Here is a 24,493-nt window from a genome sequence, read left to right on the forward strand (position 1 = left end):
TATCAAGATGACTAAAGCAGATATCGTAAACGAAATTGCCAAAAAGACTGGTGTTGACAAAGCAACCGTATTGGCCACAGTAGAAGCATTCATGGAATCTGTAAAAGATTCTTTGTCTAAGGAAGAAAATGTCTATCTTCGTGGTTTCGGTAGCTTTATTGTGAAGAAAAGAGCGCAAAAGACTGCTCGTAACATCTCCAAGAACACCACGATTATTATCCCTGAACACAATATTCCGGCATTTAAGCCTGCCAAGACTTTCACCATTCAAGTGAAGAAATAAACAGATAACAATATAGTATTAACCCTTTAAATTTTTGAAGCTATGCCAAGCGGAAAGAAGAAAAAAAGACATAAAATGTCTACTCACAAGCGTAAAAAAAGACTAAGAAAGAACAGACATAAAAGTAAATAAATCTTAGTCTGTTACGACTGAAATAAAGAACAAACTTGCAAAGCTTTGTCTTTCGGGTTTGTTCTTTGTTTAACCGAGGTTTATTATAAACTTAACTGTAGATAATGACAAGCGAATTAGTAGTTGATGTACAGCCGAAAGAGATTTCTATCGCATTGCTGGAAGACAAGAACTTGGTAGAGTTTCAGCGTGAAGGACGGAATCTTTCGTTTTCGGTGGGTAACATGTACCTGGCACGAGTGAAGAAACTTATGCCTGGACTGAATGCTTGTTTCGTAGATGTTGGCTTCGAACGTGATGCCTTTTTACATTATCTCGATTTAGGACCTCAATTTCACTCTTATCAGAAGTATATCAAGCAGGTATTAAGCGACCGTAAAAAGCTGTTCCCTATTTCCCGGGCGTCAGTTCTTCCGGATATTGAAAAAGATGGGAGTATCTCCAACGTGCTCCAGGTGGGGCAAGAGGTGATTGTACAAATTGTCAAAGAACCCATCTCAACCAAAGGACCCAGACTGACGTGTGAGCTGTCGTTTGCCGGGCGTTATCTTGTATTGATACCTTTTAACGACAAGGTATCTGTTTCACAAAAAATTAAATCGGGTGAGGAACGTGCTCGTTTGAAGCAGCTCTTGCAAAGCATCAAGCCCAAGAACTTTGGAGTGATTGTGCGGACAGTAGCTGAAGGCAAGCGAGTGGCCGAACTCGATGCGGAACTTAAAATCCTGCTTAAGCATTGGGAAGAAAGCATTACCCGTGTTCAAAAATCCAGTAAGTTACCGCAACTTGTCTATGAAGAAACCAGCCGTACGGTAGCATTGTTGCGTGACTTGTTCAGTCCTTCATTCACAAACATTTATGTCAATGATGAAAGTGTATTCCATGAAGTGAAGGATTATGTCTCTCTGATAGCTCCGGAGCAAGCTGACATTGTGAAGCTTTATAAAGGGCAACTTCCCATTTTTGATAATTTTGCCATCACCAAGCAAATCAAGTCATCATTTGGAAAGACTATATCTTATAAGAATGGTGCATACCTGATTATTGAACACACCGAAGCTTTACATGTGGTCGATGTGAATAGCGGTAATCGTTCTAAAGCAAATAATGGCCAGGAAGCCAATGCGTTGGATGTAAACCTGGGGGCTGCTGACGAACTTGCCCGACAATTGCGACTGCGTGATATGGGTGGTATTATTGTTGTCGACTTTATTGATATGAGTTTAGCTGAGAATCGTCAGAAACTTTATGAACGCATGTGTCATAACATGCAGAAAGATAGGGCTAAACATAATATCCTACCACTTAGTAAATTCGGATTGATGCAGATTACCCGTCAGCGGGTGCGTCCGGCAATGGATGTCAATACAGCTGAGACGTGTCCGACCTGTTTTGGTAAAGGTACCATCAAGCCTTCCATTCTGTTCACCGATACTCTGGAGAGTAAAATTGATTATTTGGTCAATAAATTGGGCATTAAGAAGTTCAAGCTTCATATTCATCCTTATGTGGCTGCTTATGTCAATCAGGGTCTTGTCTCCTTGAAACGTCAATGGCAGTTGAAGTATGGATTCGGAGTGAAGATTATTCCCAGCCAGAAGCTGGCTCTGCTTCAATACGAGTTCTACGACATGAAAGGAGAAGAAATTGATATGAAAGAAGAAGTGGAAATGAAGTAAGGCTCTTTTACGAAACGAATTGATAAAGCCAACCTTACAGCTTATGCTGTGGTTGGCTTTTTTAGCAAACATCTTTAAATGATTTCCACCCTTATTGTTGTAGAATCTGTCTTCTGAATTCAGCACATACAATAGCGGTAGCCATGGCGACATTGAGTGATTCGGAAGTTGACCGTTCCATTGGATAATTCGGGATATAGAGGCGGCGGTTAATGAGTTTTTCTACATCTGGAGATATCCCATTTCCTTCATTACCCATGACAATCAATCCATTAGAAGATAACTTCTGTGTGTAAAGATTATCACCTTTCAGGAATGTGCCATAAACGGGTGTGTGTGCATTCAGAGCCTCAATGCAGTCGGTCAATGAGGTATAATGGAGCTTTACTCGTGCCAATGCACCCATTGTGGCTTGTACTGCTTTGGGATTGTATACGTCAACGGTAGAAAGTGAGCAGTAGATGTGTTCTATGCCAAACCAATCGGCAAGGCGAATGATTGTACCCAAGTTGCCAGGGTCCTGTATGTCATCGAGTGCCAGACATAATGATTGTTGAGGATAATGATAATCAAGAGGATCAGATGGTTGTTCGAATACGGCCAACACTTCTTGGGGCGATTTAAGCAGACTGGCTTTTGCAAGTTCGGTAGCATCTGTTTTAATGCATTCGTCAGCCTGAACAGATGGGTGTGTAGCAAACCATTCAGGGGAAGCTGCAATTAGTTTACATGTAAAGTGTCCCAATAAATCTCCAACCAACTTGGGACCTTCAGCTAAGAAGACATTACCGGCTTTGCGGTATTTCTTTAGTTCTAGCGAACGTATGTATTTTATTTTGGCTTTACTAAGCATAGGATTGAGTTTAAATGTATCAACAAAATTACGAACTAATTTTTAATTGGGTGCTTCTCCTTCATATCATTTAAGAAGAAGCGTATGCCTCTATTGAGCCAAATTCCGTAATTTTGTACCCATTATCACCTTCGGATTTTGATCATGAGCAGTAAATGGCAGCATATATGTATTCTATTTTCGATTTCGGGAGTCTTTACGGCTTGCTCTGTGTCGAAATTTATTCCCGAGGGACGTTATTTGCTTGATGACGTAAAGGTAGTATCTGACAATAAGGATGTAAAGCCATCAGACGTAAGCGGGTATATTCGCCAGAACCCTAACAGCAGGTGGTTCAGTTTAATGAAAGTGCCGCTTTACGTATATGCTTTTTCTGGAACGGACACGACTAAATGGATAAATCGGTTTATTCAGAAAATTGGGGATGAACCTGTGATTTATGATGCATATTATGCTGAACGTTCCCGAACTGATATGGAACGCGCTCTGAGAAACATGGGGTATATGCAGGCGTATGTTGAACTCAATGAAGAGATCCGGAAAAAGAAACTTAAGCTTACCTACCAGCTGCATGCAGGAGCTCCCTACCGTATAGGCTCATGGAAATATGATATTAGAGATGAAGGCGTCCGTGAAGAATTGGCGGATTATGAGTCACATCTCATGCAAGACAGCATGATGTTTAATGTCAACATCTTGGATGCGGAGCGTCAACAGATGACCAATCATTTGCAGAATAGGGGCTTTTACCGTTTCAATAAAGAGTACATTACCTGTACGGCTGATACAGTGCGAGGCACACATATCGTTGATTTGACTTATCACGTAGCTCCTTATGATGCCCGGTCCGGACGCATGCACGAACGTTTTCGAATAGGAAAGGTCACTGTATTAACAGATTACGACCTTGCTGAAGCCGCCCGTGAACGTGACTTGTCTCATTTTGATTCTCTCCACTATAAGGATCTGAATATTTATACTCGCAGGCACTCTTTCCTGCGTCCGGAAGTTCTGTCCCAAAATATTACTATTGAGCCGGGGCGATTTTACAGCGAGGCCCGTTTACAGGAGACTCAATCGATGTTAGGACGTCTGCATGCCATCAAATATTCCGACATACGTTTTGTAGAGAACCATAATGACTCTACACTGTTGGACTGTTATGTGTTGTTGTCGCGTAATAAACCCAACTCTTTTAGTGCAGAGCTGGAAGGAACGAATTCTGCCGGAGACTTGGGAGCTGCGGCTTCATTATCTTACCAGAATCGCAATCTCTTCAATGGTTCTGAGCTTTTCACGTTCAAGGTGCGTGGTGCTTATGAGGCAGTGACCGGTTTGCAAGGTTATTCTAATGGGAACTATGTAGAATATGGAGTCGAAGCCAGTATAAATTTTCCACGTTTTTTGTTTCCCTTTATTTCGCCGGATGTACGCCGACGTATACAGGCTACTTCAGAGATTGCCTTACAATACAACTCACAAGAGCGACCGGAATTTGGGCGACGGGCAGCTTCCATGACATGGGGGTATCGTTGGTCGTATAATCATAAGTGGCGGCATTCCATCGATGTTGTTGACCTTAACTATGTCTATATGCCCTGGATCTCGACGACTTTTCGGGAAGAGTATCTCGATAATATAAATAATCAGAATTCAATATTGAAATACAACTATGAGAACCTTCTGATTATGAAGATGGGCTATGGATTTACCTATCGGTCTGAGGGGGGAGAGTCCCGAGCAACATTAGGAAATGCTTATTCGGTTCGTTTCAATGTCGAATCGGCCGGTAATCTGCTTTATGGTTTTTCACATTTACTCAAAGCTCAACGTAACGATAGTCATCAATATACTGTGATGAATATTGCTTATGCCCAGTATCTGAAGACAGATGTGGACTTTACAAAAAGTTTTTTGATTGACCATCGGAACTCCATCGTTTTTCATGTTGGTCTAGGGGTTGCTTATCCATATGGTAATTCTCGAATTTTGCCTTTCGAAAAGCGTTATTTCTCAGGTGGTGCGAATAGTGTACGTGGGTGGCTGGTCAGAAGGCTGGGACCTGGAAAGTTTGCAGGTAATGATCGCAACATTGATTTTATTAATAAGTCTGGAGATATCAAGCTTGATGTGAATCTGGAATATCGCACGAAGTTATTCTGGAAACTCAACGGAGCCTTCTTCATTGATGCCGGAAATATATGGACCATTCATGATTATGAAGAACAGCCTGGAGGAGCTTTCCGCTTCAATAGCTTTTATAAAGAGATTGCTGTTGCCTATGGATTAGGGCTTCGTTTCGACTTTGACTATTTCATATTACGTTTTGATGGAGGAATGAAAGCTATCAATCCTGCCTACGAGAGTGGAAAGGACCGTTATCCGTTAATCCGCCCTGATTTCGGGCGTGATTTTGCTTTTCATTTTGCTGTAGGATATCCATTTTGAAGCAGCTTGTTTCCTGTTATGAATAAAGACCTAAACATAAGTATTAGAATATGATACATTTTGTAAGTTTGGCTAGTGGAAGTAGTGGCAATTGCTATTACTTATCAGACGGACATACGACTATACTCATTGATGCCGGTATTGGATCGCGAACTATTAAGAAACGCCTTAAAGAACTGGATCTGGACTTCCAGAATATTCAGGCTGTTCTTGTGACTCATGACCATGTAGATCATATCAAGGCCGTAGGTAGTTTGGGTGAGAAGAGCGGAATTCCGATATACTCTACACGCAAGGTACATTCAGGTATCAGCCGTAGTTATTGTATGACAGAACGTTTGAAAACCAGTGCGCATTTTATTGAAAAAGAAGAACCGTTTATGATTGGTTCTCTACGTATTACGGCTTTTGATGTACCTCATGACTCTATAGATAATGCTGGGTATTTCATTGAGACAACAGAAGGCAATTTCTGTCTGGCTACCGATGTTGGGCATTTGACCGAAAGCGTTATTGCTTATTTATGTAATGCGGATTATCTCGTTCTTGAAGCAAACTATGATGAGACAATGCTCCGTATGGGACCTTATCCGACTTATTTGAAAGAGCGAATTCTCAGTTCTACCGGACATTTGAGCAACCGTGAAGCGGCAGAATTCCTTGTAACCCATTATTCACCTCGTTGGCGTTATGTTTGGCTCTGCCATTTGAGCAAAGACAATAATCACCCGGATTTAGCCTATAAAACAGTTGAGATGCGTTTGGGGGAGTTAGGCATTCGAGTAGGAGAGGATATACAGGTTATCCCTCTCAGGCGTAGTCTTCCTACAGGTATATTTCATCTTGGAACAGCAGGTAACTCTGTATCATCTGTGGCTACTGACATGGATTTGTTCCCTGTAGAGGAAAAGAGATAGAGAAGTTGATGAACTTTATGATCCTGTATACGATATGCCAGGATTTCCAGATTCCTTAATGTTTGAATAGGCGAAACTAAAAATCGCTGTAGGACTATATACTCTATACATGGTTCCTACAGCGATTTTCATAATCTAATCAAAATTGATACTATAGACAAGGATTATTCCCACTCAATTGTGCTAGGTGGTTTTGAGGAAATGTCATAGGTGACACGGTTAACTCCTTTTACCTTATTTATAATGTCATTGGATACTTTAGCCAGGAATTCATAGGGCAGGTGAGCCCAATCTGCTGTCATAGCATCTGTACTGGTTACGGCGCGTAAGGCTACGGCGCGTTCATAAGTGCGTTCGTCGCCCATCACACCAACACTTTGCACTGGCAATAGAATTACTCCTGCTTGCCAAACTTGATCATACAGTCCCCAATCACGCAAGCCTTGGATAAAGATATCATCGGCATCTTGTAGAATACGGACTTTTTCCGGAGTGATATCTCCCAAAATGCGTACTGCCAATCCTGGCCCCGGGAACGGGTGGCGAGTTATGAGATGTTCAGGCATTCCCAACTGACGGCCCACACGACGCACTTCGTCTTTAAAGAGCAAACGCAACGGTTCACAAAGTCTGAGATTCATCTTTTCGGGAAGACCTCCGACGTTATGATGGCTTTTGATAACAGTTCCAGTGATAGAAAGCGACTCGATGCAATCCGGATAAATAGTGCCTTGAGCCAGCCATTTTACATCCTTAATCTTATGGGCTTCTTCATCAAATACATCAATGAAGCCTTTGCCAATAATTTTTCGCTTCCTTTCCGGCTCTGTGACTCCGGCCAATTCTTTGAAGAATTTATGGCTGGCATCTACACCAATGACGTTGAGTCCTAGACATTCATAATCATGCAACACATTTTGGAACTCGTTCTTACGGAGCATGCCATGGTCCACAAAAATACAAGTAAGGTTTTTCCCGATCGCTTTATTCAGTAAGACGGCAGCCACTGACGAGTCTACACCGCCACTCAATCCTAACACGACTTTGTCATCACCCAGTTGTTCTTTCAGCTGTGCTACAGTACTTTCAATAAATGAGGCAGCGCTCCAGTCTTGTTTGCTTTTGCAAATATCTACGACGAAGTTGCGCAACATCTGAGTCCCGTCTTCGGTATGGTACACTTCCGGATGGAATTGTACTCCCCACAAGAGCTCGTTTTGAGCCTGATAGGCTGCAATCGCTACTTTGTCAGTCGAGGCAATGCATTTAAAATTGTCAGGAATTGCGGTGATAGTATCTCCATGGCTCATCCATACTTGTGAATTTTCACGCACATTCTTGAAAAGAGGGTTGTCTTTTTCAAAATGTGCCAAGTGTGCACGTCCATACTCGCGAGTTCCTGCCGGCTCTACACGTCCACCGTTGGTGTAAGCCATGTATTGTGCTCCGTAACATATTCCGAGGATAGGATATTTACCACGGATTTGGGTCAGGTCAATCTTGAAAGCACTCTCATCATAGACAGAAAAAGGACTTCCTGAAAGGATGACACCGATAACCGAAGGATCATCATGGGGAAATTTGTTATACGGCAGAATCTCACAATACGTGTTCATTTCGCGCACCCGGCGTCCGATAAGCTGGGTCGTCTGAGAACCGAAATCAAGAATAATGATCTTTTCTTGCATATTGTTTTAGTCTCTGGGTTTTATGAATAGATTGCAAAAGTAACAAAAAAATTGGATAGTACAGGAATAATGACAAAGAATTGAGTTGCTTCCTTTTCCTTGTGGGTAAAATGTTGCATTTAGGAGAAGTCGGTAGAAGCTGTCTTGGTCTGATGGAAATACAATTTAAAGGCTGATGATTGATTTGGGTTAAATCATCCTTCAACATTTAAAAAAGTTCTCTTAAAATATGAATTTAGAAAACAATTTCTTACTTTTGCAGCGCACTTCGATAAGGACGAGGTAGTGAATTAAACGAGAGTTTATTTCTAAACATTATAGAACCCTTAAAAGTTTAAACAAAATGATTAAAGTAGGTATTAATGGATTCGGACGTATCGGACGTTTCGTATTCCGCGCAGCTCAAACAAGAAACGATATTCAGATTGTAGGTATCAATGACCTCTGCCCGGTTGATTACTTGGCATATATGCTGAAATATGATACAATGCACGGTAAGTTTGATGGTACTATTGAAGCTGACGTTGAAAACAGCAAGCTGATTGTTAACGGAAAAGAAATCCGCGTAACAGCAGAAAGAAATCCGGCTGATTTGAAATGGAACGAAGTTGGTGCTGAATACGTAGTAGAATCTACTGGCTTGTTCTTGACCAAAGAGAAAGCTCAAGCTCACATCGAAGCTGGCGCAAAATATGTTGTAATGTCTGCTCCTTCGAAAGATGATACCCCGATGTTTGTTTGTGGTGTAAACGAAAAAACTTATGTAAAGGGTACTCAATTCGTTTCTAACGCTTCTTGTACAACCAACTGCTTGGCTCCGATTGCCAAGGTATTGAATGATAAATTCGGTATTGTGAATGGTTTGATGACTACTGTTCACTCTACTACTGCTACTCAGAAGACTGTTGACGGCCCGTCTTTGAAAGACTGGAGAGGTGGTCGTGCTGCTTCTGGCAATATCATCCCGTCATCAACCGGTGCTGCAAAGGCTGTAGGTAAGGTTATTCCTGAACTTAACGGTAAATTGACTGGTATCTCTATGCGCGTTCCGACTTTGGATGTTTCAGTTGTTGACTTGACTGTAAACTTGGCTAAGCCTGCATCTAAAGAGGCTATCTGCGCTGCCATGAAAGAAGCTTCTGAAGGTGAATTGAAGGGCGTTTTGGGTTACACTGAAGATGCAGTTGTTTCTTCTGACTTCTTGGGTTGCCCGTTGACTTCAATTTTCGATGCAAACGCTGGTGTTTATTTGACTGACACCTTCGTAAAAGTTGTTTCTTGGTATGACAATGAAATCGGTTACTCTAATAAGGTTCTTGATTTGATTGCTCACATGGCATCTGTAAACTGCTAATTTATTATTCGCAATTTGTTTTTAAATCAGGAGGGGTCGTGTCATAGAGTTGACATGGCCTCTCTTTTTTATATGGAGCGTATGGCAGATATTGATTTGCTAACTATAATAGGACCGACTGCTTCCGGAAAGACGGCGTTGGCTGCAGCTTTGGCATATCGGAAGGGGGCTGAAATTATCAGTGGCGATAGCCGGCAGGTGTATCGTGGAATGGATTTGGGTACTGGGAAAGATCTTGAGGACTATATTTTCGATAGCTTTCAAGTACCGTATCACCTTATTGATATAGTAGCCCCCGGATATAAATATAATGTGTTTGAATATCAGCGTGATTTTCTGTCAGTCTATGAAGGCATTCGCAATCGGGGAAAGCTGCCAATTTTATGTGGTGGTACCGGGATGTATATTGAGTCGGTTCTAAAGGGATATCGCCTTCTTCCTGTCCCAGAAAATCCGGAGCTTCGTGAGCGGTTGGCAAAATATTCTCTTACAGAACTGACAGACATTCTTTCTTCCTATAAAAAGCTCCATAATTCGACGGATGTAGATACGGTAAAGCGCGCGATTCGTGCTATTGAGATTGAAGAGTACTACAGAAATATGCCTGTTAAAGAAAGGGAATTTCCTGAACTGAAGAGTTTGATCATAGGGGTAGATATTGACCGGGAGTCACGTCGGGAGAAAATATCACGTCGTTTGCGTCAACGCTTGGAGGATGGCATGGTAGATGAGGTACGTCATTTGCTGGATCAAGGTGTTTCTCCAGAGGATCTTATGTATTATGGGTTAGAATATAAGTATCTTACCCAATATGTGATTGGAGAGTTGACCTACGAAGAGATGGTGCATGGATTAGAAATTGCAATTCATCAGTTTGCTAAGCGACAAATGACTTGGTTTAGGGGGATGGAACGTCGGGGATTTACAATCCATTGGATTAATGCGGCATTGACGATGGAAGAGAAGCTGGATAAGATAGAAGAGTTGTTACGTTAGTTGAGAATTGAAAGGTCTCCAAAATTAAATCTTTCAATCCTCAACTGATAGTTTATCCGATTTTGCTTATCTTTTTAAGCTTGTCTTCATTGATGATTTTAATTTTTCTCCCGTCTATGATAATTAATTTCTCTGTAGAGAAGTTGGATAGTGTACGGATGGCATTGGATGTAGTCATATTTGACAAGTTGGCCAGGTCTTCTCGGGAGAGGTAGATGCTCAATGTGCATCCATCTTCTTCTACACCGTAGCAGTCCTTTAGAAAGAGAAGAGACTCAGCCAGTCGTCCCCGTATGTGTTTTTGTGTCAAGTTGACGGTGCGTTCGTCTGCGATACCTAAGTCTGTAGCTAACTGATGGATAAAGAACATGGCCAGGCGGTTGTTTTCCATGACCATGTGATTGATGACATCCATCGGGATATGGCAGATGAGTGACGGCTCAAAAGCAGCAGCGGCTGTTACAAAATTTCCTCCAGAAAAGTAGGCACGATAAGCAAAGTATTCTACAGGTTTGATGACTCTGATTATTTGGCTGCGTCCACCAACACCATCTTTGTAGATTTTGACTTTGCCGTTAAGCAGACACAGCATGTGAGTAGGAGTTTCTCCTTCACAATAGATCGTCTCATTCTTTTTGTATTTTTGGATGGTGAAGTTCTGCCTCAAAGTGACGCGTTCTTCATCAGTGAGAAGCGTCCATATATCAGCAATACTTTCAATGATTTCTGCTTCTGTGATATCTTTTTTAGCCATATCTGTGTTACAAAACTATGTTATAGGGCACAAAAATAGCAAAAACTTTAGCTTCTCAATCTTTCTAAACGACAAGAAAAAGTGTTCCATTCTCTATTTATAGATAAATTAACGTAAATTCTGACTTATAGGAGTGTCACCTTCAGTCTTTTCTATATTTTTGCTACTACATGAGGCTTTTATAAGCTTTAAGTGACACAAATGTCTCTTTAAATTGGTCGAAAAGTGCGACGCTTGCTACATATTTGTTGGCTCCTGTGGTTCGTAATTGTTTCGTTAAGAGGGCAAACGACCTTACAACCTCAACTGGGTGAGCCTTTGACGGGCGACTCCATCATTCATAATGTGGTGGCGTCTGCCGATTGGTATGCACGCATTGTGGGAGACTATCGGGCAGACCTCTATGTAAAAGGGCATTTCAAGGCATATCGTCGTAATATACTTTTACGGGTTGTCCCTTCCATGTTCCGGTTTGATAAGGGGGTAAAAGATTATATCATAGAATCAAAGAATGAAGTACATTATTCTGCTCCCGATATCTATGATGTTAAAGTACAGGCACTGACCGGAACATTTCGCCGTAATAATGGAGAAGTGGGTAACGCCATGAAGTATTTTAATATGAATATCTATTCCAATGATTTGTTGCCTGACAAACTGATTTCCCCTTTTACTTCAAATGGACACCGTTACTACTACTATATTCTTGATTCGATTTTTACGGAGCGCACTCCTGTGGAATATAAAGTACTCCTTGTTCCTCGTTATAAAAGCAATCAGTTGGTAAATGGCTATGTTACGGTGCGTGACCGTAGCTGGACTGTATCCGAAGGCTATATGGCTGGACAAGTCGATCAGGTCAAGTTTAAGGTTCGCGTCAAAATGGGAGCGGAAGGTAGTGAGATGTATCTTCCTCAGCGGATAGATGTCAAAATGCTTTTCAACTTTATCGGCAATAAAATAGGTGCCGACTATACGGCTTTATATACCTATAAGGACATAAAGCTTTCCGGTTCGTTACCTGAAACATTACCTCGTAAACGTGACTACAATTTGTCAGACCTATATCGTTTGAGTGTAAATACGGATACGACTAACACGCATATTGCTAATATGGATACCTTGCGTCCGATTCCTTTGACTGGCATTGAGAAGCGTTTATATGACGTATTTGCTGAGCGCGAAGAATATCGGCGTAATACTCCTCCCGAGCCAAAGTCGAAAAGTCGGGTGTTTTGGGGGGAAGTAGGAGACATGTTGATTAGCGATTATACCTTCCGTTTCAATGATTTGACGAGTGTGAAGTTCTATCCGTTACTGAATCCTTTGCAACTTCGCTATAGCCATTCGAACGGAGTGTCTTATGTACAGCGGTTCAAATACAATCAGTATTATGCGAATGGGCGAAGCCTGTATGTGTCGCCGCGTATTGGCTACTATTTTCGGCATAAGGAATTTTTTTGGCGGTGTGATGCAGACTTTACCTACTATCCGGAGAAACTGGGGCGTATAACCCTACACATGGGTAATGGAAACCGGATCTACAGCAACGAAGTAGTGGACCGGCTGGATTTACCTTCGGACAGCGTGCTGGATTTTAACAAACTGAAACTTGATTACTTTAAGGATTTGTATGTACAGCTCAGTAATGACATTGAAATAACCAATGGGTTACTGCTAAGTGTCGGCTTGTCTTATCACCGTCGTACTTTGGTTGACAAAGTCAATTTGTACAATCCCGACTTACAACAATATTTGTCAGGTAAACTTCGTGACACGTATTCAAGTTTTGCCCCTCGTATTCGTGTGGAGTGGACTCCTGGACAGTATTACTATATGGATGGACATAGAAAGGTCAATTTATATTCTCATTACCCGACGTTTTCAGTCGATTGGGAACGAGGTATACAGGGCGTATTCGGTAGTAGTGGAAAGTATGAGCGTATAGAGTTGGATATGCAGCAGAAATTCCGTTTCGGAGGCATTCGATATCTTTCTTACCGAGTCGGATGTGGGGCATTTACGGATCAGGAAGATATGTATTTTGTAGACTTCTTTAATCTGCGTAGAAACAATCTCCCGGACGATTGGAATGATGATTTGGGGGGAACTTTTCAGCTGCTTGATTCTCGTTGGTATAACTGGTCTAATAAGTATGTACGCGGACACGTGTCCTACGAGACTCCTTTTCTCGTATTTCGTCATTTGAGGAAATATGTAAATCTTATTGAATCGGAGAGACTTTATGGTGGAGTCTTACTTATGCCACGCTTGTTGCCTTATATTGAGGTGGGTTATGGCATTGGAACCCATATTTTTGATTGTGCGGCATTCGTTAGTTTTGTCAATGGAAAATACGAATCATTCGGCTGTAAATTTGCTTTTGAATTATTTCGCTGATTGATTACTCCAGTTAGCATATGTATACTCTTATTGGGTGTTAATTTGTATATTTCTATCCAAATGGTCGTTTTTTCGAAAATAAATCCAGTCCTTTTCTTTTTTTTATATGAAAATTGTTACTTTTGAACACTCCTACATGACGGGAGAAAAATAATATTGATTTACGAAAATGAATTCGAGAACCTTAAAATATAAGCTATGAGTTATTTGAGATTTGACAAGACTCTGATGACCAATTTGGAGGAATCTTTGCCCAGAGAGATATTGCGGACCAATCGTTCGGGTGCGTATCATTGCTCGACGATTGTGGATTGTAATACGCGCAAGTATCACGGTCTGCTGGTAATACCGGTTCCTGAATTGGATGATGAAAACCATGTCCTGCTATCATCTCTTGATGAAACGGTGGTACAGCATGGTGCAGAGTTCAATCTTGGGCTTCATAAATACCAAGGAAACAATTTCAGTCCTAAAGGACATAAGTACATTCGGGAGTTTGACTGCGAAAAAGTGCCGACAACGTTTTACCGCGTTGGTGGCGTTGTGTTGAAGAAAGAGAAGGTGTTCGTTCATCATGAGAATCGCATTCTGATTCGCTATACATTGGTTGATGCCCATTCAGACACAATATTACGGCTTCGGCCATTTTTGGCTTTCCGCAGTGTACGGCAGTTTACTCACGAAAATGCACAAGCCAGTCGCGATTATCAGCAGGTAGAGAATGGCATTAAAACATGCATGTATCCGGGATATCCGGAATTACACATGCAGTTTAGCAAACCTGTGGACTATCACTTTGATCCCAACTGGTATAAGAATATAGAATATCCCAAAGAGCAGGAGAGAGGTTATGCAGCAAATGAAGACCTCTACGTTCCCGGTTATTTTGAGATGCCTATAAAGAAAGGAGAGAGCATTATATTCTCCGGTGGAATTGCTCCGGCTGATATAGCAACTCTTGGAACCGTTTTCCAAACAGAGGTAGACAAACGTATTCCGCGCGACAGTTTTCTCCATTGCTTATATAACTCTGCCCACCAGTTCCATAACCGTCAGGGTGACAAACGTTATATTTTGGCTGGATATCCCTGGTTCAAATGTCGTGCTCGCGACATGTTTGTTTCTTTGCCGGGCTTGACATTGGCAATTGAAGAAAATTCAGTGTTTGATGAAATCATGAACACGGCCCGTGAAGCTATTTACGAGTATATTGAGGATCGTCCGTCGACCTGCAAAATCAGTGAGATGGAACAGCCAGACGTGTTGTTATGGGCTATTTGGGCGTTGCAGCAATATGCTAAAATGCTTTCGCGTGAACAATGCCGGGACAAGTACGGTAAATTGATAGAAGACATTATAGAATATATCCGGAATGGCAAACATGTCAATCTGTTCCTGCATGATAACGGGCTTCTATATACGAATGGTATCGAACGACCGGTGACTTGGATGAATTCCACTGTCAACGGACGTCCTGTAATTCCACGTACAGGTTATATAGTAGAAATAAATGCTTTGTGGTATAACGCCTTAAAATTCACGGCAGACCTGGTGCGTGAAGGTGGTAATCCGACCTATGCCGATACGCTGGATGCATTGGCAGCTACGGCTGGAAACTCGTTTGTTGAAGTGTTCCTGAATGAACACGGGTATTTGTTTGACTATGTTGACGGGACGATGATGGACTGGAGTGTACGCCCGAACATGATTTTCCCGGTAGCCTTCGATTACTCTCCTTTGTCACTTCCACAGAAAAAAGGAATTTTGGATATTGTCACTCGCGAATTGCTTACTCCTAAAGGACTACGTTCTCTGAGTCCTAAGAGTGGAGGTTATAATCCTAACTATGTGGGACCACAGACACAACGTGATTATGCTTACCATCAAGGTACAGCTTGGCCCTGGTTGGAAGGTTTCTATCTGGAAGCTTACATGAAGATACATAAGATGAGCGCCATCTCCTTTATAGAACGACAACTCATAGCCTATGAGGATGAGATGAACCTTCATTGTATTGGTACAATACCCGAATTATTTGACGGGAATCCTCCTTTTAAAGGTCGAGGCGCTGTGTCTTTTGCCATGAATGTGGCTGAACTGTTGCGTATCCTCAAGCTGTTGACTAAATATAACCAAATGTATAACGAATCATTAAAGGAGGAATAGAACTATGAAAGTATTAATGTTTGGTTGGGAATTTCCTCCTCACATCCTTGGAGGACTGGGTACAGCAAGTTATGGTCTGACAAAGGGACTGGCCCAACAATCTGACATGGAAATCACCTTCTGCATCCCTAAACCGTGGGGTGATGAAGATCAAAGCTTTTTACGTATCATAGGTATGAACAGTGTCCCTATTGTATGGCGTGATGTACAATGGGACTATGTAAAAGGCCGTGTAGGTTCCTATATGGATCCGCAGTTGTATTATGATTTGCGAGACCATATTTATGCCGACTTCAATTATATGAACACCAACGACTTGGGCTGTTTGGAATTCTCCGGACGCTACCCGGATAATTTGCACGAGGAGATTAATAACTATTCCATCGTGGCAGGTGTTGTGGCACGTCAACAGCAGTTTGATATCATTCACTCGCACGATTGGCTGACTTATCCGGCAGGTATTCATGCCAAGCAGGTATCGGGGAAGCCTCTTGTTATCCATGTACATGCAACTGATTTCGACCGAAGCCGTGGTAATGTGAATCCGACTGTATATGCCATTGAGAAGAATGGTATGGATCATGCAGACCACATTATGTGTGTGAGCGAACTGACGCGACAGACTGTTATCAATAAATACTTCCAGGATCCGCGTAAAGTATCTACCGTACATAATGCAGTTTCTCCTTTGTCGGATGAAATCCAGGCTATTGTTCCGCAGAAGTTCCCACATGAGAAGCTGGTGACTTTCCTGGGCCGTATCACGATGCAGAAGGGACCGGAATATTTTGTGGAGGCAGCGAACATGGTTCTTCAGCGCACACATAATATTCGTTTTGTTATGGCGGGTAGCGGAGACATGATGAATGCCATGATACAGCTGGTAGCTGAACGTGGCATTGCGGATCGTTTCCATTTCCCGGGTTTCCAGAAGGGGAAACAGGTTTATGAATGTCTGAAGGCAAGCGATGTGTATATAATGCCTTCCGTATCGGAGCCATTTGGTATCTCACCGTTGGAAGCCATGCAATGTGGTGTGCCCTCAATCATCTCCAAGCAGTCGGGGTGTGCTGAGATTCTTGATAAGTGTATTAAAGTGGACTATTGGGATATTCATGCCATGGCAGATGCCATTTATTCACTTTGTACCAACCAGTCACTCTATGAATATCTTAAGGACGAAGGGAAGAAAGAAGTCGATGCCATTACTTGGGAGAAAGTGGGAGTGAAGATTCGTGGAATCTACGAACAAGTGATAAGAAATAGCTGACAACACATATCAAAAACACACGAAGATTATGAAAACAATTTGCCTTTATTTCGAAATACATCAGATTATCCATTTAAAACGGTACCGTTTTTTTAATATTGGTACCGACCATTATTACTACGATGATTATGAAAATGAACGTTCCATTACAGAAGTAGCTGAACGTTCCTACATCCCGGCCTTGAAGACGCTCATTGAGATGGCGCGTGAGCACGGCGACTATTTCAAAGTTGCAATTTCAATTTCCGGTGTAGCTTTGGAACAATTGGAAATTCATGCGCCCATGGTCATCGAACTTTTGCACCAGCTCAACGGGACCGGATGCTGTGAGTTCCTGGCGGAGCCTTATTCGCATGGTTTGTCTTCACTGGCTAATGAAGAGTGTTTCCGGGCTGATTTGGAACGTATGCGCAAGAAAGTGCGTCAGCTTTTCGGACAGACGCCTAAAGTATGCCGCAATTCCAGCTTGATTTATTCGGATGAGATTGGTGCTATTGTTGCCGATATGGGATTCAAGGGCATGTTGACAGAAGGAGCTCGTCATATTTTGGGTTGGAAGAGTCCTCACTATCTCTATCACTGCAATATGAATCCGAATCTGAAACTTCTGTTGCGTGATTATAAACTTTCAGATGATATCAGCCTGCGTTTCTCTAATTCCGAGTGGAATGAGTATCCGTTGTTTGCAGATACTTATATGAACTGGATTGAAGCACTGCCCGAAGAAGAACAAGTCATCAATATCTTTATGGAACTGTGCGCTTTGGGCATCTACCAGCCGTTGTCATCAAATATACTTGATTTTATCAAGGCGCTTCCGGCAGTGGCTAAAGAGCGGGGCATTACCTTCTCGACACCGACAGAACTTTGCACCAAGTTGCACTCTGTAGCTCCTCTTGATGTCGCTTATCCGATGTCTTGGGTGGATGAAGAGCGTGATATCAGTTGCTGGCTGGGTAATGTCATGCAACGTGAAGCTTTCAACAAATTGTACAGTGTAGCAGAACGGGTACATTTGTGCGATGACCGTCGCATTAAGCAGGACTGGGATTATCTGCAAGCAAGTAACAACTTCCGCTTTATGACAACCAAGCATACGGGCTTGACGATGAACCGTGGTATTTATGATTCTCCCTATGATGCATTTACTAACTACATGAATATTCTGGGTGACTTTATCCGTCGCGTCAATGCTCTCTATCCGGCTGATATGGATAACGAGGAACTCAATGCTCTGTTGACAACCATCCGTAACCAAGATGAAGAAATCTCAGCATTGAAGAAGGAGGTAGAGAATTTGCAGATGAAGCTGCCTAAGGCTGAACAGCCGGTCCCGTCAACTGAAGAGACGGCTGAAAAACCGGCAGCTAAAAAGCCGCGCAAAGCTTCCACTCGGAAGACTACTACGAAAAAGGACTAGATAGAGGTTAGCCGTCTTTTCTGATGACAACCTGTAAGGACAGATACTTAACTATGAACTTCGGGGGCGGGCCATGGTGTCCGCCTCTGTTATTTATACGTTGTCCCTCATGAAGTCGGCTCCAATCTTTTATTCTTCTTTCAAAAAGTTCTACTTTTGTAACATCAATTCATCAAAATACAAATCATTATGACAAAGAAAATCCTTTTGTTAGGCTCTGGAGAGCTGGGTAAAGAGTTTGTGATTGCAGCTCAACGGCTCGGCCAGTACGTCATTGCCTGTGATTCCTATGCCGGTGCACCCGCCATGCAAGTGGCCGATGAGTGTGAAGTCTTTGATATGCTCGATGGTGACAGCCTCATGGAAGTAGTCAACAGACATAAACCGGATATCATTGTTCCTGAAATTGAAGCGATACGTACAGAACGTCTTTATGATTGTGAAAAGGAAGGCATACAGGTGGTTCCCAGTGCCCGCGCTGTCAACTTTACCATGAACCGTAAGGCAATCCGTGACCTTGCAGCTCAGGAATTAGGACTACGTACTGCCCGTTATTTTTACGCGAAGAGTCTCGAAGAATTGCGTGAGGCTGCCGCCAAGATCGGATTCCCGTGTGTTGTAAAACCATTGATGTCTTCATCTGGTAAAGGACAATCCATAGTGAAGAGTGCGGATGAACTAGAACATGCATGGGAATATGGTTGTAATGGAAGCCGTGGTGACATCAAGGAGCTTATTATTGAAGAATTTATCCGTTTTGATAGCGAAATCACTTTGCTTACTGTGACCCAACGCGAGGGACGTACGCTTTTCTGTGCCCCCATTGGACACGTCCAGAAGGGAGGGGACTATCGGGAGAGTTTTCAACCGGCACCCATCTCATCTGAGCATCTGAAAGAAGCTGAAGAGATGGCTGATAAAGTGACCTGTGCCTTAGGAGGCGCCGGTTTGTGGGGCGTGGAATTTTTCCTGAGTCATGACAAGGGCGTCTATTTCTCTGAATTATCGCCGCGACCACACGACACAGGAATGGTTACGCTCGCCGGTACACAAAATCTGAATGAATTTGAATTGCATTGTCGTGCCGTACTGGGATTGCCTATTCCGGCGATAACTCAAGAACGTATGGGAGCAAGTGCTGTTATCCTGTCGCCGATAGCTTCAAAAGAGAAACCGCGTTATGAAGGAGAGGCTGATGCTTTGTCAGAACCCTGTACGGACTTACGTATCTTCGGTAAGCCGTACACCAAGCTTAATCGCCGTATGGGAGTGGCACTTTGTTATGCTCCCCTTGGAAGCAATCTGACTGATTTGCGGGAGAAATGTAAGGCGACAGCCGCAAAGGTGAAAGTATTCTGATAAATTATACGGCTTATCAGGCAGCATCTGCATGACAGACGTATGAATTTTGAAACTGTATGAGTGACATAAGTAGATATATGGATACTTGTGTCACTCGTTTTGCTGAAGACGTAGTGGGCGTCGATTTCAAGCGAAAAACAAGATATTGGCAGAAAGCTTGGATTTGGCTGATTCTGCTTGACAGGGTTATCCGAATAGTCTATTTCTGCTAGCAGGTAATAGGAAAACTCCGGACAAAGTGCAAATAAAGTATTAATTTATATTAGTTATTGCCTTCTTTTTGGATGTATTATTTCAGAAAACTTAATAATTTATAGCCATAAAAAGTCGAAATCGTAGGGACGAATTTGATGATTCCCCGGCACGGAATTAAAAAATGCGACGACGAATGGATGAGTTTTTGCCTGTATAATGCCAAAAATGATATCAGGAAGAGGCAAAAAAGGGAGAACGAAGATGGCCTGGGTGGGTTTTCTCTTCTGGAAGCTGCGTGGACTATGAATCCTGAAAACTGATAAAATGATATCCTCAAGCGGGCAGGTGTGTCGCCAATGTACCTCTGTCAACTCAAAGCTGACTACAGGAGCTGGAAAGGGAAATTATAACTTTCAATATGTAGATAGGCACTCAAGTAAAGAGCCCTGCTTTACTCACCAATTCGTTCCTAGGCACGTGGACGGAATGTTAGTAACATCCCATTTGACATTTTGCTATTTCTTCATCAGGTACAGGAATATATCTTGAGTTCTTTATCCTCCGTTTCATTTCTTGTCATGTTATTGTAAAACATGGATACTCGGGTTCATGAGAGAAATAGGGAGGGGAAGAAGAGAAAACACGATACAAGTGTCGAATCGTGGAGGGAATATCCTTTTATATGTTAAAAGCGAAAGAAAAACTAGCTTTAATACGTGGAAAAACTTAGGATATATTAATAGATAAAAGTCACTAAAATAATAAGGTATATAGCAAAGTGTTAGTTGAATATACTTTATTCATGTCCTAAAGGTAAGTATATATAGCAAGTGGAAAAATGAAAGTTAAGGGCATATACTTCATGTTTATTTTTTCTAAAAATGGTTTGCTTAAGGTAGCTTTATGGGAGAAATTTTTTCTATCTTTGAACTCGATAACGAAAAATTGATTCATTAATAATAAAAGATTGCTTATGTCACAACTAGTAGGACATATTTCGCAAGTTATCGGTCCGGTAATCGATGTCCTTTTTGAAGGAAAAGACGTGGATGCCGAATTGCGTCTCCCACGCATCCATGATGCTTTGGAGATTAAGCGTCCCGATGGTCGTATCTTGGTGGTTGAAGTACAACAACACATCGGAGAAGACACGGTGCGTACTGTCGCAATGGACCGTACCGACGGCTTGCGAAGAGGTATGGAGGTTGTCCCCACAGGACTGCCTATTACAATGCCGGTGGGTGAGCAGGTGAAAGGACGTATGATGAACGTCACCGGTGACCCTATCGACGGTATGAAAGAGCTGGATCGTCATGGTGCTTATCCTATTCACCGCGAGCCTCCTAAGTTTGAAGAGCTGTCAACGAGCCGTGAAGTGCTCTACACAGGTATCAAAGTCATCGACCTTCTTGAACCTTATGCAAAAGGTGGTAAGATTGGTCTGTTCGGAGGTGCCGGCGTGGGTAAGACGGTACTTATTATGGAGCTCATCAACAACATTGCCAAAGGACATAACGGTTTCTCAGTGTTTGCCGGTGTCGGTGAACGTACCCGTGAAGGTAACGACTTGTTGCGGGAAATGATTGAGTCAGGCGTTATCCGCTATGGTAAGGAGTTCGAAGAAGGAATGGAACGTGGCGAGTGGGATCTTTCGAAGGTAGATTATTCGGAGGTGAACAAGTCACAGGCAACATTGGTGTATGGCCAGATGAATGAGCCCCCCGGTGCACGTTCCTCTGTGGCTCTGTCCGGACTGACCATCGCCGAATCTTTCCGTGATCAAGGTGGAAAGGATGGCAAGTCCAGTGATATCCTCCTCTTTATTGATAATATCTTCCGTTTCACTCAGGCAGGTTCTGAGGTGTCGGCTTTATTGGGTCGTATGCCTTCTGCCGTGGGTTATCAACCGACTTTGGCTACAGAAATGGGACAGATGCAGGAGCGTATCACTTCTACAAAGAATGGTTCTATCACATCTGTGCAAGCTGTGTATGTACCTGCCGATGACTTGACAGACCCTGCTCCTGCCACAACATTTACCCACCTGGATGCAACCACTGTGTTAAGCCGTAAGATTACAGAATTGGGAATTTATCCGGCTGTAGACCCGTTGGAATCAACTTCCCGTATTCTTGACCCGCTTGTAGTCGGAAATGAGCATTACGAAACTGCACAACGTGTAAAGCAAATTTTGCAGCGTAACAAGGAACTTCAGGATATCATCTCTATTTTGGGTATGGATGAATTGTCTGAAGAAGACCGCATCACGGTTAACCGCGCTCGTCGTGTACAACGTTTCCTGTCGCAACCGTTTACTGTGGCTGAGAAATTTACGGGCGTTCCAGGTGTAATGGTGCCTATTGCCGATACAATCAAGGGATTCAAGATGATTCTTGATGGTGAAGTTGACCACTTGCCTGAACAGGCATTCTTGAATGTCGGTACAATTGAGGATGCTATTGAGAAAGGAAACCGTCTGTTGGCTGCTGCCAAGCAAAGTAATGACTGATTATGGAAACGAAAAACTTGCATTTAGTGATTGTTTCGCCTGAAAAGACATTGTTCAAAGGTGAAGTTACTGATGTGACATTGCCGGGATCACAAGGAATATTTATGGTATTGCCCAAGCATGCTCCTCTGATTTCGTCGCTTGAGAAAGGTACGCTCACTTATACTACAGCGGAAGGCGAACAGTCACTGGAAATTACAGGAGGTTTCGTGGAAGTAAGGAAAAATGAGGTGTCAGTTTGTGTAGAACAATAATCGGCGAGTGCTATGTTGTCAAAAGTAAAAAGAATATTTATCATTTCTTTGACTTTGCTGATGCTGGCATTCGGATGGGGTGGAGCCATGATATTCCATCATTTCTTTGAGGAATCCTATTCGCCCTATTATCCGCTGATTCCCTTGTTCTTTTATGTGTTCGGACTTATTTTTATCTATTTGTTCGAATATATGCACAAGCACATGCCTGACAAATCTTTGATGGTATATGTCATTAATAAGGGAGCCAAACTACTTATTGGACTGGTGTTCATGGTGCTTTATGGAATGTTTATTGGCATTCACACGAAAGCTTACTTATGGACATTCCTTATCTATTATGTCATATATCTGATATTTGAAAGTTGTTTTTTCCTCCGTTTTGAGATGGAAATGAAAAAAGTGAATAAGAAACAATGAAACTATTACGCCATTTTGGACTATTTCTGTTAGCCTGTCTCTTGGGTATCATGCCATTGCATGCAGCAGGAGAGGAGGTAGCCGGAGAAAAAAGTACGGTAGACGTACAGGAAATCGTCTTTGGTCACATTCGTGATGCCTATGAGTGGCATTTGTTTACTTTGGGCGAAAAGCATGTGTCCATTCCACTTCCTGTGATTGTCTACAGTCAGACCACAGGATGGCATGCCTTTTCATCTTCAAGGTTAGGACACGGGGCTGAATATGAAGGTTTCCATATAGCTTCTGAAGGTAGCTACGCCGGTAAGGTAGTTGAAACTACTCCCGACGGACAGGAAGTCCGTCCATTGGATATATCAATTACCAAGACTGCTTTGTCTTTGATGATTAACAGCTTGTTGCTGGTTCTTATCATGGTCGGCGTTGCGCGTTGGTACAAGAACCGCAAACCCAGTTCCGAAGCCCCCAAAGGTTTCGTAGGCTTCATGGAAATGTTTGTGATGATGATTCATGACGATGTGATTGTGAGTTGTGTAGGAAAGGATTACAAGCGTTTTGCTCCTTATCTGCTCACAGCCTTCTTCTTTATCTTCATCAACAACCTTATGGGACTGGTGCCGATTTTTCCGGGCGGCGGCAATGTAACAGGCAATATTGCCATTACCTTGTTCCTGGCCTTGATGACCTTCCTGGCTGTAAATATCTTCGGAACAAAGGAATATTGGAAAGAGATATTCTGGCCTGATGTTCCCACGTGGCTGAAAGTGCCTGTTCCCTTCATGCCTGTTATCGAGTTGTTCGGTGTCTTTACAAAACCTTTTGCATTGACAGTCCGTCTGTTTGCTAACATCATGGCCGGTCATGCCATCATCCTGTCATTGGTGTCCATCATCTTTATCACTGCATCTTTGGGTGCCGTGTTAAGTACTTCGATGACCATTCTATCTGTGCTGTTCTCCATCTTTATGTCTTGCCTGGAGATATTGGTTGCCTTCATTCAAGCTTATGTCTTTACGATGTTGTCAGCCGTATTTATCGGTCTTTCAAGAGTACGTCATGAAGAACATGCCTGATTAAATCATTTAAAGCATTAGAGAAATAAAACTTAGTAATAAACTTAAAAACTGAAAATTATGTTGTCTTTAATTATGTTGCAAGCTGCAGCTGCAGGTCTTTCACAATTGGGTGCCGCAATCGGCGCAGGTTTAGCTGCTATTGGTGCTGGTATTGGTATTGGTAAAATCGGTGGTTCTGCCATGGAAGCCATCGGTCGCCAACCGGAAGCAGCCGGCGACATCCGTATGAATATGATTATTATTGGTGCCTTGATTGAAGGTGTAGCATTGTTTGCCGTTATCATCTGTCTGTTGGCTCTCTACGCATAACTCTA

General features: G+C 42.5%; 17 protein-coding genes and 1 pseudogene. 15 read left to right on the forward strand and 3 right to left on the reverse strand.

Translation table 11 applies throughout. The features are described from left to right. Window positions 1–7 precede the first annotated feature (7 nt). Both M3087_RS08225 and M3087_RS08230 read left to right on the forward strand, forming a co-directional pair. Window positions 8–283 (forward strand): HU family DNA-binding protein, encoded by a 276-nt coding sequence (locus tag M3087_RS08225; protein WP_022385308.1) that lies wholly within the window; start codon window positions 8–10, stop codon window positions 281–283. Window positions 284–519: 236 nt separating this feature from the next. Beyond that, entirely contained in the window at window positions 520–2,094 is a 1,575-nt protein-coding gene (locus M3087_RS08230) for a ribonuclease E/G (protein WP_022385307.1), read from the forward strand. 91 nt (window positions 2,095–2,185) lie between these two features. Here the strand turns inward: M3087_RS08230 and M3087_RS08235 are convergent, their stop codons facing one another. Beyond that, complete coding sequence (locus M3087_RS08235; protein WP_249094945.1) at window positions 2,186–2,947, reverse strand: RNA methyltransferase; 762 nt, start codon at window positions 2,945–2,947, stop codon at window positions 2,186–2,188. A 144-nt stretch (window positions 2,948–3,091) separates the two neighbouring features. Between M3087_RS08235 and M3087_RS08240 the strand changes: the two genes are divergently transcribed. Beyond that, the gene (locus M3087_RS08240) at window positions 3,092–5,395 is read left to right on the forward strand and encodes a BamA/TamA family outer membrane protein (RefSeq protein ID WP_249094946.1); all 2,304 of its coding nucleotides are present in this window, start codon (window positions 3,092–3,094) and stop codon (window positions 5,393–5,395) included. Window positions 5,396–5,445: 50 nt separating this feature from the next. Beyond that, window positions 5,446–6,234 (forward strand): annotated as a pseudogene (locus M3087_RS08245) (MBL fold metallo-hydrolase); the annotation flags it as partial. Between the two features lie 242 nt (window positions 6,235–6,476). On the opposite strand, the gene guaA reads toward M3087_RS08245, so the two are convergent. Further along, a complete protein-coding gene (gene guaA / locus M3087_RS08250; RefSeq protein WP_022385303.1) occupies window positions 6,477–8,000 on the reverse strand; it encodes a glutamine-hydrolyzing GMP synthase in 1,524 nt (507 codons plus the stop codon). Window positions 8,001–8,343: 343 nt separating this feature from the next. Between guaA and gap the strand changes: the two genes are divergently transcribed. Together gap and miaA are read left to right on the forward strand one after the other, a co-directional pair. Beyond that, entirely contained in the window at window positions 8,344–9,354 is a 1,011-nt protein-coding gene (gene gap / locus M3087_RS08255; RefSeq protein ID WP_022385302.1) for a type I glyceraldehyde-3-phosphate dehydrogenase, read from the forward strand. An 81-nt stretch (window positions 9,355–9,435) separates the two neighbouring features. Continuing rightward, entirely contained in the window at window positions 9,436–10,350 is a 915-nt protein-coding gene (gene miaA / locus M3087_RS08260) for a tRNA (adenosine(37)-N6)-dimethylallyltransferase MiaA (RefSeq protein WP_249094948.1), read from the forward strand. A gap of 52 nt (window positions 10,351–10,402) precedes the next feature. Here miaA and M3087_RS08265 read toward each other — a convergent pair whose 3' ends face one another. Then, window positions 10,403–11,104 (reverse strand): Crp/Fnr family transcriptional regulator, encoded by a 702-nt coding sequence (locus M3087_RS08265; protein ID WP_022385300.1) that lies wholly within the window; start codon window positions 11,102–11,104, stop codon window positions 10,403–10,405. A 225-nt stretch (window positions 11,105–11,329) separates the two neighbouring features. Here M3087_RS08265 and M3087_RS08270 point away from each other — a divergent pair, with 225 nt between their 5' ends. The 9 genes from M3087_RS08270 to atpE all read left to right on the forward strand — a co-directional run bounded on the left by M3087_RS08270 (window position 11,330) and on the right by atpE (window position 24,488). Next, window positions 11,330–13,504, forward strand: a complete 2,175-nt coding sequence (locus tag M3087_RS08270; RefSeq protein ID WP_249094950.1) for a DUF5686 family protein — start codon at window positions 11,330–11,332, stop codon at window positions 13,502–13,504. A gap of 201 nt (window positions 13,505–13,705) precedes the next feature. Next, on the forward strand, window positions 13,706–15,673 hold the full coding sequence (locus M3087_RS08275; protein ID WP_022385298.1) for a glycogen debranching enzyme N-terminal domain-containing protein: 1,968 nt from the start codon (window positions 13,706–13,708) through the stop codon (window positions 15,671–15,673). Between the two features lie 4 nt (window positions 15,674–15,677). Beyond that, on the forward strand, window positions 15,678–16,943 hold the full coding sequence (locus M3087_RS08280; RefSeq protein WP_022385297.1) for a glycosyltransferase family 4 protein: 1,266 nt from the start codon (window positions 15,678–15,680) through the stop codon (window positions 16,941–16,943). Between the two features lie 28 nt (window positions 16,944–16,971). Then, window positions 16,972–18,363, forward strand: a complete 1,392-nt coding sequence (locus M3087_RS08285; protein WP_022385296.1) for a glycoside hydrolase family 57 protein — start codon at window positions 16,972–16,974, stop codon at window positions 18,361–18,363. Window positions 18,364–18,552: 189 nt separating this feature from the next. Continuing rightward, window positions 18,553–19,722 carry a formate-dependent phosphoribosylglycinamide formyltransferase gene (purT, locus tag M3087_RS08290; protein ID WP_249094952.1) on the forward strand — a complete coding sequence of 390 codons (1,170 nt, stop codon included), beginning with the start codon at window positions 18,553–18,555 and terminating at the stop codon, window positions 19,720–19,722. Between the two features lie 1,171 nt (window positions 19,723–20,893). Continuing rightward, on the forward strand, window positions 20,894–22,429 hold the full coding sequence (atpD, locus tag M3087_RS08295; RefSeq protein ID WP_249094954.1) for a F0F1 ATP synthase subunit beta: 1,536 nt from the start codon (window positions 20,894–20,896) through the stop codon (window positions 22,427–22,429). Between the two features lie 2 nt (window positions 22,430–22,431). Continuing rightward, window positions 22,432–22,683, forward strand: a complete 252-nt coding sequence (gene atpC / locus M3087_RS08300; protein ID WP_022385293.1) for an ATP synthase F1 subunit epsilon — start codon at window positions 22,432–22,434, stop codon at window positions 22,681–22,683. Between the two features lie 416 nt (window positions 22,684–23,099). Beyond that, a complete protein-coding gene (gene atpB, locus M3087_RS08305) occupies window positions 23,100–24,176 on the forward strand; it encodes a F0F1 ATP synthase subunit A (protein WP_022385291.1) in 1,077 nt (358 codons plus the stop codon). 60 nt (window positions 24,177–24,236) lie between these two features. Beyond that, entirely contained in the window at window positions 24,237–24,488 is a 252-nt protein-coding gene (gene atpE, locus M3087_RS08310; protein WP_022385290.1) for an ATP synthase F0 subunit C, read from the forward strand. Window positions 24,489–24,493 lie beyond the last annotated feature (5 nt).

It is taken from the genome of Mediterranea sp. ET5, assembly GCF_023337025.1.
GTDB lineage: Bacteria > Bacteroidota > Bacteroidia > Bacteroidales > Bacteroidaceae > Phocaeicola_A.